The 13,613-nt window shown below is 76.1% G+C and carries 9 protein-coding genes; 3 read left to right on the top strand and 6 right to left on the bottom strand.

Annotated elements, in window-relative coordinates:
- Positions 1–58 precede the first annotated feature (58 nt).
- A complete protein-coding gene (locus AC0HI0_RS10075; RefSeq protein ID WP_480932029.1) occupies positions 59–2,752 on the top strand; it encodes a hypothetical protein in 2,694 nt (897 codons plus the stop codon).
- 67 nt (positions 2,753–2,819) lie between these two features.
- Here AC0HI0_RS10075 and AC0HI0_RS10070 read toward each other — a convergent pair whose 3' ends face one another.
- A complete protein-coding gene (locus AC0HI0_RS10070) occupies positions 2,820–3,494 on the bottom strand; it encodes a S1 family peptidase (RefSeq protein WP_480932028.1) in 675 nt (224 codons plus the stop codon).
- Positions 3,495–3,535: 41 nt separating this feature from the next.
- On the bottom strand, positions 3,536–6,148 hold the full coding sequence (locus AC0HI0_RS10065) for a helix-turn-helix transcriptional regulator (protein WP_480932027.1): 2,613 nt from the start codon (positions 6,146–6,148) through the stop codon (positions 3,536–3,538).
- An 81-nt stretch (positions 6,149–6,229) separates the two neighbouring features.
- On the opposite strand from AC0HI0_RS10065, the gene AC0HI0_RS10060 reads away from it, so the two are divergent.
- Entirely contained in the window at positions 6,230–7,429 is a 1,200-nt protein-coding gene (locus AC0HI0_RS10060) for a glycoside hydrolase family 3 N-terminal domain-containing protein (RefSeq protein ID WP_480932026.1), read from the top strand.
- A 236-nt stretch (positions 7,430–7,665) separates the two neighbouring features.
- Here the strand turns inward: AC0HI0_RS10060 and AC0HI0_RS10055 are convergent, their stop codons facing one another.
- From AC0HI0_RS10055 to AC0HI0_RS10045, 3 genes are all read right to left on the bottom strand, one after another.
- A complete protein-coding gene (locus tag AC0HI0_RS10055) occupies positions 7,666–9,309 on the bottom strand; it encodes an ABC-F family ATP-binding cassette domain-containing protein (RefSeq protein WP_480932025.1) in 1,644 nt (547 codons plus the stop codon).
- Between the two features lie 28 nt (positions 9,310–9,337).
- Entirely contained in the window at positions 9,338–10,960 is a 1,623-nt protein-coding gene (gene abc-f / locus AC0HI0_RS10050; RefSeq protein ID WP_480932024.1) for a ribosomal protection-like ABC-F family protein, read from the bottom strand.
- 298 nt (positions 10,961–11,258) lie between these two features.
- Complete coding sequence (locus AC0HI0_RS10045) at positions 11,259–12,131, bottom strand: MBL fold metallo-hydrolase (protein ID WP_480932023.1); 873 nt, start codon at positions 12,129–12,131, stop codon at positions 11,259–11,261.
- 78 nt (positions 12,132–12,209) lie between these two features.
- Between AC0HI0_RS10045 and AC0HI0_RS10040 the strand changes: the two genes are divergently transcribed.
- The gene (locus AC0HI0_RS10040) at positions 12,210–12,851 is read left to right on the top strand and encodes a TetR/AcrR family transcriptional regulator (protein ID WP_480932022.1); all 642 of its coding nucleotides are present in this window, start codon (positions 12,210–12,212) and stop codon (positions 12,849–12,851) included.
- On the opposite strand, the gene AC0HI0_RS10035 is transcribed toward AC0HI0_RS10040, so the two are convergent.
- A complete protein-coding gene (locus tag AC0HI0_RS10035) occupies positions 12,844–13,563 on the bottom strand; it encodes a class I SAM-dependent methyltransferase (RefSeq protein WP_480932021.1) in 720 nt (239 codons plus the stop codon). The two genes, AC0HI0_RS10040 and AC0HI0_RS10035, sit on opposite strands and share 8 nt — an antisense overlap.
- Positions 13,564–13,613 lie beyond the last annotated feature (50 nt).

Here is a 13,613-nt window from a genome sequence, read left to right as displayed (position 1 = left end):
GGTGCGCGACAGCGCTAGACATGGCCTGGGCGCAGGCCAATCCGAGGGGAATCGCACCATGCGCTTGACAGCGTTGACGGTCGCCGTGCTGCTCATGACGAGCGCGGCCACGCCGACCGGGGCCGCGCCACCGACCGCCGGACCGCCGCCTCCGGGGTGGGCGTTCGCCGGGACGGGACTGGTGTGGACCGCGCCCGGACCGGTCCCGGCCGGGGACGCGGCGATCGAGTTCTGGGACGGCGACCGGCTGCTCGGCCGGCCGCGCCCGTCCGCCGACCTGCGCACGTACACCTTGGACGCGACCTCGGTGCGGGACGTGCGGCAGCTCCAGGTCAAGGCTTCGGGGCGGCGGCTGGACGTCGCCGAACCGGTGCGCCCGACGGCCGCGCCGCCGCCCGCTCCCGCGCCGCGGCCGGCCGCACTGGTCGACCCCGGCACGCCCGGCCCGCACCCGACGCTCACCGGCGAGTACACCCTGGACCCGATCACCGTCCCGGGGTACCCGACGCCGATCGAGGTGCAGGCCGTGGTCGTGGCGCCGAAGGACCTGCCCGGCAGGCACCCGCTGGCGCTCTTCCTGCACGGCAGGCACTTCACCTGCTACGACCCGGCCCAACCGGGCCGGATCCTGCTCTCCTGGCCGTGCCCGGCGGGCGCGAAACCGGTGCCCAGCCACCGGGGCTACCTGCAGGCGCAGCAACTGCTCGCCTCGCAGGGCTACGTCACCGTGTCCGTCTCCGCCAACGGCATCAACGCCCAGGACGCGCTGGACCCCGAGTCCGGCGCGGGCGCGCGGTCGGCGCTGGTCCGGACGCACCTGGCGAAGTGGGCCGACTGGGCGGGCACCGGCCGCGACACGGCACCGGAGGTCGTGCGCGCGGCACCCGTCGCCGACCTGGCGAACGTGGTGCTGGTCGGGCACTCCCGGGGCGGCGAGGGCGTCAACCGCGCGGCCCTCGACAGCGCCACGCCGCCACCGCCGGGCAGCGGCCACGACGGGCCGGCGCGCTGGACCATCAAGGGAGACCTGCTGATCGGGCCGACGATCTTCGGGCACAACCCCGCGCCGGACGTGCCGTCGGTGACCGTCCTGCCCGGCTGCGACGGCGACATGAACGACCTGCAGGGACAGCTCTACCTGGACGCCACGCGCGGCGTCGGCCGGGGCACCGCCCTGCACAGCGCGCTGTACGTGGTCGGCGCGAACCACAACTTCTTCAACACCGAGTGGACGCCCGGCCAGGCGGAAGGCCCGGCCGACGACGACTTCTCGTCGCCGCCCGCCGACGCGGTGTGCTCGCCCGGCACGGCGACCCGGCTCACCCCGGCCCAGCAGCAGACGGCCGGCGCGACCTACGTCGCGGCGGCCGCCCGCCTGTTCGTCACCGGCGACCAGCGGGTGCTGCCCCTGCTCGACGGCTCGGGCGTGCGCGCCCCGTCCGCCGACCCGGCGCGCGTGCTCAGCCACGCGGTCGGCGGCGCGCGCACCCCGTTCGTGGTCCCCGACGACACGACCACGGCCACCGGCGGCGCGCGGCGGTGCGACCAGGTGACCAAGGACGCGACCACCTCGTGCCTCGACCCGGCCGACGGGCGCGGGTCGCCGCACTTCGGCCGGTTCCGGGGGATCGAGCCGGAGCCCGGCCGCTACGCCGTCGCGCTGGCGTGGTCGGCCGCCGGGCAGGCGGCGCTGGTGCGCCCGGGGCGGGACGTGTCGCTCGCCGGGTCGGCGGAGCTGGCGCTGCGGCTGATCGTGCCGCCGAACACCACCGGCACCCGGTTCGACGTGGCCGTCACCGACACCGCCGGCCGCCGCGCGGACCTGGGCCGGGTGTCGCTGGACGGACTGCCCGCCACCGCGCGGATGTCCGCCCGCTGGGCGCAGGAGGTCCGCGTCCCGCTGGTCGCGCACGGCGTCGACCTGCACCACGTGGCCGCGCTGGAACTCGTCCCCGGCACCGACGCCGGCCAGGCGTGGCTGGTGGACGCGCACGGCTGGGACCACGGCCTGCCCGCCCCCGGGACGGGCGCGCTGCCGAGGATCGACGTCGGCACGGTGTCGGTCGACGAGGGCGACTCCGGCACCCGGACCGTCCAGGTGCCGGTCACGGTCACCGGCGACGGCCCCGGCGCGGTGCGGCTGTTCGCCTACGACGAGGCGGCCCGCGCGTTCACCCAGCGGCTGGTCCCCGTCGAGCCGGGCCACCACCTGATCGAGGTGCCGATGCGGGTCACCGGCAACACCCGGTGGAGCCCGGACGCCCAGTACCCGCTGCTGGTGAAGGTGGTCCGGGGCGCGGTGGCCGGCCGGTACGCGGGCGGCCTGGCGGTGCGGGAGGACGACCCGGAGCCGACGCTCACCGTCACCCCGGTGGCGGACGAGGTCGCCGAGGGCGGCGTGCTGGCCTGGCGGGCGCGGCTGTCCGCGCCGGCCGACGTGGGCATCCTGTGGCAGGGCGTGCCGACCGCCCCGACCGGGGCGCCCGAGCTGTCCAGCACCGACGTCGACGCCGAGTGGTTCCGCCGGCAGTCGTACCTGGAGGACCCGCTGCCGTCCCGGCCGTTGTCGGCCACCGGGCTGCACGTGTCGCTGTACTTCCCGCCGGGCGAGGTGACGGCGGAGTTCACCGTCCCGACCGTGATCGACGCCGAGGCCGAACCGGACGAGCGGATCCGGCTGGCCTTCACCACCTACACGGCGGGCAGCCGGGAGGTGGTCGTCACCGGCACGGTCACCGGTCCGGCGCGCTGATCGGGCCGCCGACCCCGGAGGCGGGTGCCCGCGCCGCGTCCGACGCGGGCACCCGCCGGGACCTCGGTCAGACTCCCGAAGTGGACCGGATCCACGCCCGGACCGCCGGCACGCTGCTGTACTGCTGCGTCGAGGTGCCGTCCGCCGTGGAGGCGACGCCGACCTGGAGGCCGTTGTACATCTGCGGGCCGCCCGAGTCGCCGGACCACGCGTTGCCGTTGATCCGGCTGCTGCACAGCCCCTGGCCGCCGTAGTAGTCGCGGCAGATCGAGGTCAGCCGGACGTCGGCGGTCTTGAGCTGCGGCGACACCGGGCCGTTGCGGCTGGTGTAGCCCCACCCGTAGATCTGGTTGGTGCTGCCGGTGGGCGGGTTGGCGTCGGCCAGCTTCGAGTACTGGCTGGTCTGGATCGGCGTGGCCAGCTGGAGCAGGGACTGGTCGGCCTGCGCGTGGCTGACGTACCGGGTCACCGAGCTGGGGGTGCCCGAGGCCCGCTGGACGTTGCCGACCCGGACCGTCAGGCCCGTGCCGACGCAGTGCTTCGCGGTGAGCACCCACTGCGCCGAGATGATCGTGCCGGAGCAGGTGAAGGAGCCGTTGCGGTAGACCGCCGCCGACCACGGGGCCGACGACACCAGCGTGCCGCCGATGATCATCGGTGAGACCTCGCCGCTCGGCGCGGCGTTCGCCGGTACGGCGGTCACCGCGCACAGCAGAGCGCAGGCAAGGATGAAGGGACGCATGTAGATCTCCTCGTCCACTAGGCAGGGGGGACAAGCGAGGATCAGGATGATTGTCCGATTCCCCGGTCGGAAAGGGGGAATTCCCGCTCCCCGCGCAACCGGGCGGCCAACTGGGTGCGGTTGCGCACGTCGAGCTTGCGGTAGATCCGGGTCAGCGCGCCCTCGACCGTCTTGACGCTGATGTTGAGCCGGCCCGCCACCTCGGGGTTGCTCGCCCCCTCGATGACCTGGCGGGCGATCCGGGCCTCGAACCCGGCCAGCGCGGTGCCGTCCGGGGTGTCGCCGAGCAGCACCGCCGCCCGGCCGGCCCACCTGGGCGCGCCGCTGTCGGTGAACACCTCGCGGGCCTGCTCCAGCAGCCGGCGGGACGCGCCCCGGCGTTTGCGCCGGCGTTCGGCGATGCCGGCCGCGAGCAGGCTGCGGCCCAGCTGCAACGGCTGGCCCAGGTCCCGGTGCGCCTCGACGGCGGCCGCGAGCGACCGCTCGGCCGCGGCGTGGTCCCGGACCGCCAACCGGAGCAGGCCGTCGGCCCGGTCCAGGGAGGCGACCACGCCGCGCCTGCCCAGCCGCACCGCGTCCGCCCGCGCGCAGCCGACCACCCCGGCCGCCTCCTCCAGCCGGCCCACCGAGATCAGCGACTCGGCCAGGTCCGAGCGGCTCGCGAACACCGCCGGGTCGCCGAAACCCATGTCCAGCTCCAGCCGCACCGCGCGGCGCAGCGGACCGACCGCCGCCTCCGGGTTGCCCGCGCTCAACGCCGCCAGCCCCTGCGCGTGCAGGTTGCGCACCAGGAACGAGAGGTCGCCGTCCGCCTCGGCGCGCGCGGCACCGCGCCGGGCCAGGGCGTCGGCCACCGCCGGATCGCCGCCGTAGGCCTCCGCGAGCGCCGCCCCGTAGCAGGCCAGGGCGAGGTCGTAGCCCATGTCCTCGGCCAGGCGCAGGCACTCGGTGGCCCGGCGCAGCGCGCTGCCGCAGCGCCCCATCGCCACCCACACCTCGATCGCGGCCCAGGTCATGCCGATCACCTCGGACAGCACGCCGCGCTCGCCGGCGTGGTCGAGCAGGGCGGTGAGGTGGTCCGACGCCGCCTGGAGGCGGTCGGCGAACAGGTCCAGCCGGGCGGCGGCCCACCGCGTGCCGTCGTGGGTGACCACCATGCCCTCGGGCACGATCCGGCGGGCCAGGTCGAGCGTGCCGACGGCGGTGGCGTCGCCCAGCGCCATCTGGCACAGCGCGAGCGAGCACAGCGACCGGACCTCGGTGGGCACGTCCTTGGCGGTGCGGGCGAGCAGCACCGCGTCGGCCAGGTGCCGGGCCGCGCCGCGCAGGTCGCCGCCCACCGCCGAGTGCACCGCGAACCGGTACTCGGCGGGCGCCTCCAGCGCGGCGTCGCCCTTCGCGCCGGTCAACGCCTCCCCCACCATGCCGCCGGCCGCCGTGCGGGCGTAGCCCACCGCGTCGACCAGCACCAGCTGGGCGCGGACCCGCTGCCCCCTGGGCACGCCGGGCGAGCGCAGCACGGCGCGGGCCAGCGCGCTCGCCAGCTCGTGGCGGCCCGCGCCCAGCGCGTCGCCGGCGGCCCGCAGCCGGCGGGCGGCGGCACGTGCCGGGCTGTCCGGCGGGGTGCGTTCGGCGGCGAGCCCGCCCAGCTCGGCGGCCCGGTCGAGGGTGCCCCGGCGGCGTGCGGCAGCGGCGGCCTTGAGCAGCGCCACGGCCGTGGGCTCGTCGAACCCGGTCACCGCGTGGGCCAGGTGCCGGGCCCGCTGCACCGGGTCGGCCGCGACCCCGGCCAGCCGGGAGTGCGCCGCCCGGACCTCGTCGGGCGGCAGGACCAGCGGGATGGCGGCGGCCACCAGCGGGTCGCGGAACCGCACCTCGCCGTCCGGGCCGACCCGGACCAGCGGGCAGTCGCGCAGCTCGGCGGCGGCCCGCTCGCGTCCGCAGTGCACGATCAGGCGCAGGCTCGGCCGGTCCACCAGGCAGGCCACCAGCAGGGCGGCGCGGGTGCCGGCGGGCTGCGCGGCCAGCAGGTCCCGCACCACCTCGCGCAGCCGGGCCGGGATCGCACCGGCCGACCGGGCCAGCTCCACCGCGTAAAGCGGGTTCCCGCCGGTCAGCCGGACGTCGACGTGGCCGTGCCGGGCCATCAGCTCGGCGGTCGCCGCGACCGGCAGCGGCGGCACCTCGACCGCCGCGCCGCACCACCAGGCCAGCGGCCCCCGGGCCGCGACGACCGCCCTCGGCTCGGCCCTGGCCAGCGCGAACGCCAGCACGTCGGCCGTCGCGCCGTCCACCCACTGCGCGTTGTCGACCACGATCACCGGCTCGACCTCGCGCACCACCGCCAGCACGGCGTGCCGCAGCGCCAGCGGGTCCGGCTGCCCGGCCCGGCGGCGCAGCGCGCGGTCGAGCGCCTCCCGCTGCGGCGCGGGCAGGTCCACCCGGACGTCGGCGAGCAGGTCGGCCAGCACCAGGTGCGGGATGTCCCGGTCGGTCCGCGCCGGGCTGCTGCGCAGCACCACTCCGGCGGGCGGCACCACGTGCTCCAGCAGCGCGGTCTTCCCGATCCCCACCGGGCCGTGCAGCAGCACGCGGCCGCGCGCGAGCAGGGCCCGCACGCCGGTCAGCAGGTCGTCCCGCCCGATGAGATCCATGTCACGCGACCGTACCGCCGGCCGGCCCCACCCGACCACGGCCGACCGGTGGCCCGAGTGGACTTGCCGTAGGTTGGTCCGGTGCGGAACGAGCTGCCGATCGGGCGTCGCGGCGGCCCGAAGGCCGGGACGCGGACGTTGCTGGTGTTCACGGCCCTCGGCGCGCTGCTCGCGGCCGTCCTGCACGATCCCGGTCACCAGGTGGGCGGGCACCCCGTGGCCGCGCCCGCCGCCCCGACCTCCAGCTCCCGGGTGCCCGCGACGACCCGTGAAGCCTCGCCGTCACCGCCGCCGGACCCGTGCGTGCCGAAGGTGGCCGCGCTCACCCCGCGCCACCGCCTCGCGCAACTGCTGATGGTCGGGGTCGACCCGCGCGGCCCGGCCGACGCGCTGGGCCTGGTGCGCGGCGAGCAGGTCGGCGGCATCTTCATCGGCGGCGACGACACCGGGCTGCTCTCGGCCGGTCTGGACGCGGTGCGCGGCGCGGCGGAGCTGCCGTTGCAGGTCGCCGTGGACGACGAAGGCGGCCGGGTGCAGCGGGTCGACGTGCTCGACGGCTCGATCCCCAGCGCGCGCGAGATGGCCGCCGCCCTGTCGCCCGAGCAGGTGCGGGTGCTCGCCCGCGACCGGGCGGTCGCGCTGAGCAGGCGCGGGGTGAGCATGGACCTGGCCCCGGTGGTCGACACCAGCGGCCAGGCCGACGGCACGGTGATCGGCGACCGGTCGTTCAGCGCCGACCCGGCGGTGGCCGCCGAGTACGCCCGCGCGTTCGCCGACGGCCTGCACGAGGTCGGCACCACCCCCGTGCTCAAGCACTTCCCCGGCCACGGCAACACCAGCGGCGACTCGCACAAGGGCGCGGTGACCTCGCCGCCGCTGGACGTGCTGCGCAAGGCAGACCTGGTGCCCTACCGCGACATCGCCCGCTACGGCAAGGTCGTGGTGATGCTCGGCCACATCGAGGTGCCGGGGCTGACCGGCGGCCTGCCCGCGACGCTGAGCCCCGAGGCGTACGCGCTGCTGCGCGGCGAATTCGGCTTCACCGGGCCCGCGATGACCGACGACCTGGGCGCGATGCGCGCGGTGACCGACCGGGTGGACCTGCCCGAGGCGGTCCGCCAGGCGCTGGCCGCCGGTGCCGACATCGCGCTGTGGTCCAGCGGCGGCCGGACCGGCGAGGTGCTGGACCACCTGGAGGCCGCCGTCGCGGCCGGGACGCTCCCGCAGACCCGGGTGGACGAGGCCGCCCGCCGCGTGCTGGCCATGAAGAACGCCTGCTGACCGGGGCTCGACGCCGGGCCTTCATCACGTCGGTGGCGGTCGACGTGCGGACCGGCCGGAGTCGAGGGCGACGAAGGCCGGGCCCGGCTGCTCCCGCGGAGCAGCCGTCCGGGACGGGGAAGACCGCCCACCGCGTCTCCCCGCAGATCACGAGAACCTCGACGCGAGGAGCACGCCACCCATCGCCACGACGGCCGTCGAGGCGACCCGGCCGGCGCGTCACGAAGGGCAGCCGCTCACGCCGGGCGAGGCCCGACCACCGCGCCGTCGACCATCCTGATCTCCGCGCCCCGCCACCGGCCGCGCAGCCACCGGTCGTGGCTGGCGACGACGATCGCGCCGGGGCCCGCGCCCAGCGCCTCCTCCAGTTCGTCGCACAGGCCGGGGGCGAGGTGGTTGGTGGGCTCGTCGAGCAGCAGCAACTGCGGCGGGTCCGCGACCAGCAGCGCCAGCGCGAGCCGGCGGCGTTGGCCGGCGGACAGGCGTCCGACCTCGGTGTCGAGGTCCCGGTCCCCGAGCAGGCCCAACGAGGTCAGCGGCACGTCCTCGGCGCGTTCGACGCCCAGGACCCGTTCGTAGGTCTGGCGGGCGGTGCGGTCCGGGCGGGTGAACGCGGTGTCCTGCGCGAGCAGGCCCACGGTCAGCCCCTCCCGCCGGCGCACCTGTCCCCCGTGCCGCAGCGTCCCGGCCAGCACGGCCAGCAGGGTGGACTTGCCCGCGCCGTTCGCCCCGGTGACCAGCAGGCGGGCGTCCGGGGCGACGGCGAGGCGGTCGACGGCGAGCCGGCCGGGCACGTGGACGTCGTGCAGCGACAGCGGGTCCTCTTCGACCTCCCCGGTCGCCAGGCCCGCCGGGCGGAACTCCAGCGGTCGTGGCGGTTCGGGCACGCGGGTGCGTTCGAGGGTCTCCAGCCGGCGGGTGGCGTTGCGGACGCGGCGCGCGATCTGGTTCTGCACGCGTCCGCCGGCGTGGCCGTACCCCATCTTCTCGTTGTCGCGCTTCTCCCGGTCGGGCGCGACCTGGTGGGCGGTGCCGGCCACGGCCCGCCGCAGCGCGTCCACCTCTTCCTCCTCTTCGGCGAAGCGCCGCTGCCACCGCACCCGGTCGGCGCGCTTGCGGGCCACGTAGTCGGTGTAGCCGCCGCCGAAGCGGGTCGGGCCGCCCAACGCCGGGTCGAGGTCGACCAGGTCGGTGCAGACCGCGTCGAGGAACGCCCGGTCGTGACTGGCCACCACGACCACGCCGGGCAAGGCGCGCAGGTGCCCCTCCACGAACGCCATCGCCTCGTCGTCGAGGTGGTTGGTCGGCTCGTCCAGCAGCAGCGCCGACGGCTGCCGCACGAGCAGCGCGGCGAGCGCGAGCCGGCCGCGCTGCCCGCCGGACAGCGCGGCCAGCGGGCGGTCGGGCGGCAGCGCGCCGAGGCCGAGGCCGGCGAAGACGAACCCGGCGCGGCGGTCGGCGTCCCAGGCGTCGCGGTGCTGCGCCCGTTCGAGCCGGTCGGCGTAGCCGGCGAGCAGGTCCTCGTCGTCCGGGGCGTGGGCCAGCGCCTCGGCCAGGCGGTCGAGTTCGGCGAGGTCGTCCCGGGCGTCGCGGACCGCGTCGGCGAGCACGTCGGCGATGGTCGCGTCCGGGGCGAAGGGCAGTTCCTGGTGCAGGAAGCCGATGTCGTCGGGACGGGTGACGGTGCCCGCGTCGGGCCGGTCGACGCCGGCCAGCAGCCGCAGCAGGGTGGACTTGCCGACGCCGTTCTCCCCGATCAGGCCGATCCGGTGGCCGGGGGCGGCGGTGAGCGACACACCGTCGAGGACCCGGCGCGCGCCGAGCACGCGGACCAGGTCGTGGGCGAGCAGGGCGGGTCGGGACGTGGTGTGCGGTGGCATGGCGGAACCCCGGAGGTGGTCGGGACGGTCAGGGCGCGGTGGTGTCGAGCAACTGCCCGTCCACCAGCCGCAACCGGCGGCCGACACCGATCTCCGCCAGGAACCGCTCGTCGTGGCTGACCACCACGAACGCGCCCTGGTAGGCGTTCAACGCGCTCGCCAGCTGGCCGACGCTGACCAGGTCGAGGTTGTTCGTGGGCTCGTCCAGCAGCAGCAGCTGCGGCGCGGGCTCGGCGAACAGCACGCACGCCAGCGTGGCGCGCAGCCGTTCCCCGCCGGAGAGCACGCCCACCGGGAGCGCGCTGCGCGAACCCCGGAACAGGAAGCGGGCCAACAGGTTCATCCGCTGGGCGGGCGGCAGGGCGGGCGCGTACGCGGCCAGGTTGTCCGCCACGCTGCGCTCCAGGTCGAGCAGGTCCAGCCGCTGCGACAGGTACGCCACCCGGCCGGGGTGCCGGGTGACCCGGCCCTCGTCGGGCTCCAGGTCGCCGTCGACCAGCCGGAGCAGGGTGGACTTGCCGGAGCCGTTCGGGCCGGTCAACGCGATCCGCTCCGGGCCCCGGATGGCCAGGTCGACGCCCGCGTACAGGTCGCGGTCGCCGCGCCGGACCCGCAGGCCCTCGCCCAGGAACAGGGTGCGCCCGGCGGGCACGGCCGTGCCGGGCAGCTCCAGGACCAGCTTCCGGTCGTCGCGCAGGGCGCTCTCGGCCTCGTCCAGCCGGGCCTTCGCGGCGGACAGCCGCGCGGCGTGCACCTCGTTGGCCTTGCCCGCCGACTCCTGGGCGCTGCGCTTGAGGCCGCCCGCGACGATCCTCGCCAGGCCCGCGTTGCCCAGGTTGCGGGCGGCGTTGCCGGCCCGCCGCTGCGCGCGCTCCCGGGCCTGCTGCATCTCCCGCTTCTCGCGCTTGACCTCGCGCTCGGCGGCCCGGACCTGGTGGTCGGCCAGTTCCCGCTCGGCTTCCACGGCGGCCTCGTACTCGGTGAAGTTGCCGCCGTAGTAGCGGATCTCGCCGCGGTCCAGCTCGGCGATCCGGTCCATCCGGTCGAGCAGCTCCCGGTCGTGGCTGACCAGCAGCAGGCAGCCCGACCAGTCCTGGAGCACGTCGTGCAGCCGGTGCCGGGCGTCGAGGTCGAGGTTGTTGGTCGGCTCGTCCAGCAGCAGCACGTCGGGCCGGCGGAGCAGTTGCGCGGCCAGGCCGAGCGAGACCACCTGCCCGCCGCTGAGGGTGCCCAGGCGGCGGGCGAGGTCGAGCGCGCCGAGCCCGAGCCGGTCGAGCTGGGCCCGGGTCCGCTCCTCGACGTCCCAGTCCGCGCCGATGGTGGTGAAGTGCTCCTCGGCGGCGTCACCGGACTCGACGGCGGCGATCGCGGCGAGCACCGGGGCGATGCCCAGCACCTCGGCCACGGTGAGGTCGCCGGTCAGCGGCAGGGTCTGCGGCAGGTGGCCGAGCACCCCGTCCACCACGACGCTGCCGCCGGTCGGCCGCAGCTCGCCCGCGATCAGCTTGAGCAGGGTGGACTTCCCCGCGCCGTTCGGGGCGACCAGGCCGGTCCGGCCGCCCGGCACGGTGAAGGACAGGTCCTGGAACACGGGGGTGTCGTCCGGCCAGGAGAACGACAGGGACGAGCAGACGATGAACGCGTCGGACACGGAAGAGACCTCGGAGGTGACGAACGGGCGCACGAGAGCGACACCGCTGGTGGATGTGGGGGAACGACGACAGGACCACGACGGCGGCACGCCTACAGCGCGCACACCGGTGGGTCACCGGCTCCGGGTCTCACCCGGAGATGTCGTCTTCACCTGCCACGTCACCACTCCTGATCTCAGGACACCTGCGTTCCGACCGTAGCACAAGCCCGCGCCGCGCACCCGCCGATATCCCGCACGCCACTGTGGACAGTGGCACGACCGGGCGGGACGGCGGTCGCGGGCCGCCGACGCGCGATCAGGCCGTCCCGAGGAAGGCCCGCGCGGTGAAGTCGATCCACTCGGGCTGCTCCCAGGTGGGGCGGCCTTCCCGGGCGCTGCGCCCGACCGCCGCCGACACCTCCTCGAACGGCCTGCCCTCGGCGGTCAGGCGGGCGACCTCGCCCCGGACGTGGTCGAGGTAGTCGCGGACCTCGCCGATCAGCGCGCCGTCGCCGACCTCGCCGTGGCCGGGCACGACGACCTCCGGTTCGAGCGCGCGCAACCCGTCGAGCACGGCGATCCACCGGTCCGCGTCCGCGTCGACGTCGAACGGCGGGAAGTGCGGCACGATCGGGAACATCCGGGTCTCCACCAGGTCGCCGGTGAACAGCACGCGGTCGTCCACGAGCACGGTCTGGTCGCCCGCGCTGTGCGCCGGACCCCGGTGGTGCAGCACGGCCGTGCGCCCGCCCAGGTCGAGTTCCAGCCGGTCGCCGGCGTAGACGAGGTCGGGTCCGGTGAGCCGGACGTCGGCCAGTTCGGCGGCGACCTCCGGCCCGAGGCCCGCGAACATGTCGAGGTAGGCGGCCCCTTTCCGGCGCAGTTCGGCGCGCTGGGCGTGGTTGCAGAGGATGGTCGCGGCCCCGTCGAACGCCTGCGCGCCGAACCCGTGCTCCGGGTGGAAGTGCGTCGTCGTCAGGTAGAGCGGCCGGTCGCCGGCCAGCCGCCGGGCACGGTCCAGCACGTACGCGCCGCTGCGCGGCCCCAGGCCGGTGTCCACGACCAGGGCGGCGCGCTCGCCGACCACGATCCCCACGTTCGGGACGAGCGGCACGCGCCCGTCCGGGATCACGAACACCCCTTCGGCCACCTCGACCGGTTCCCCGTGCACGATCGGTGCACCGCCCACGTCCGACTCCCATCTGATCGGTGTTCAGATACCGCCGTTGAACCTAGCACGACATCTGAACACTGCTAAGATCGGTGCATGACCGGACGGCCCTACCACCACGGCGACCTGGCCGGCGCGCTGCTCGACGCGGCGGAAGCCCTGGTGCGCGAACGAGGTCTCGACGGCTGGTCGCTGCGCGAGGTCTCCAGCCGGGTCGGGGTCGGCCCGAGCGCCGCGTACCACCACTTCGCCTCGCGCGACGACCTGGTGCGCACCCTGGCCGGCCGGGTCCTCGCCCGGCTCGGCGAGCACCTGCGGCAGGCCGCCGCGCGGGCGCGCGGGCAGCGCGCCGACCCGTACCGGCGCCTGGTCGCCGTCGGACGGGGTTACGTGCGCTGGACGGTGGCCGACCCGGCGGTGGCCGGCCTGGCGTTCGGCGCGCACCACGACGAACCCGGAGCACCGCACCCCCACGACGTGCTGTCGGCCGAACTGGACCGGCTGGTGGCTGCCGGCGGCCTGTCCGAGGCGGCCCGGCCCGGTGCCGATTTCGCCTTCTGGGCGGCCGTGCACGGCCTGGCCACGCTGCTCCGCGACGGGCTCGTCCGGCTGGACGGACCCCGTGCCGTCGACCACGAGGCCGAACGGCTCGTCCGGGCGGTGCTGACCGGTCTGGCGGAAGCGCCGCACCCGTCCGGGGCGCGCTCCGCCCACACCGAACGCCGAGCCCTCAGCTGAGGACGCGGTCCTCGCGCGGGCCGGTGGCCGACGACGGCTCGTGGGAGTAGTACGAGTGCACCGCGGGCTGCCCGGTGTAGTTGGGGCCCGCCCGGTCGTCCGCGCCGAGGTACCCGAACGGCAGGTCCACCTCCCGCCGACCGACGCACCCGACCCGGCGGCGGCGCGGGTCGTAGTCGAGCCCGGCCGACCGCAGCGCGGCGCTCAGCCGCCGCCCCCACGCGACGCCCCGGTCGGACCGGATCGCGGTCAGGTCGAGGTTGGCGACCAGCACGCCGTCGTCGGCCAGCCAGGACGCCGCGCGCGCCAGCACCCCCAGCTTGTCGCCGACGTAGTGCAGGCCGTGCACGCAGGTGACGAGGTCGAACCGCCGGTCCGGCGTCCAGTCGGCGACCGAGGCGGTCACGAACTCCACGCCGGGGCCGGGCGGTCCGGCGAAGTGGTCCACCAGGTCGACCCCGGTGATCCGCAACCTCGGGTCGGCCACCGACGCGGCGCACTCCAGCAGCGCGGTGCCCGTGCCGCAGCACAGGTCCAGCCAGTCGACCGGGCCGCTCCCCCGGGCCAGCCGGCCGGCGAGGACGGCGGCCACGTCGACACCCAGTTCCCGGCCGTACCCGTTGGACCCGGCGAGCCCCCGGGCGCGGTTCATGTCACGGTTCGCGACGACCGACGACCGTTCCAGCTCCTCGTTGTCCAGCAACCGTTCCACGCCCCAGTCTAACCTCCGCGCACCGCGCCGGGCGGACCGCTGCCCGGCCC

Source organism: Saccharothrix sp. NBAS 001 (assembly GCF_056640475.1).
The sequence above is the reverse complement of the archived record's forward strand: the minus strand, read 5'-3'. Positions and strand labels throughout refer to the sequence as shown.

Bases quoted from the DNA above. Each gene is read 5' to 3' on its own strand.
- AC0HI0_RS10055 (WP_480932025.1), bottom strand. From the start codon at position 9,309: ATGCCACCGCACACCACGTCCCGACCCGCCCTGCTCGCCCACGACCTG.
- AC0HI0_RS10070 (WP_480932028.1), bottom strand. From the start codon at position 3,494: ATGCGTCCCTTCATCCTTGCCTGCGCTCTGCTGTGCGCGGTGACCGCC.
- AC0HI0_RS10065 (WP_480932027.1), bottom strand. From the start codon at position 6,148: ATGGATCTCATCGGGCGGGACGACCTGCTGACCGGCGTGCGGGCCCTG.
- AC0HI0_RS10075 (WP_480932029.1), top strand. From the start codon at position 59: ATGCGCTTGACAGCGTTGACGGTCGCCGTGCTGCTCATGACGAGCGCG.
- AC0HI0_RS10040 (WP_480932022.1), top strand. From the start codon at position 12,210: ATGACCGGACGGCCCTACCACCACGGCGACCTGGCCGGCGCGCTGCTC.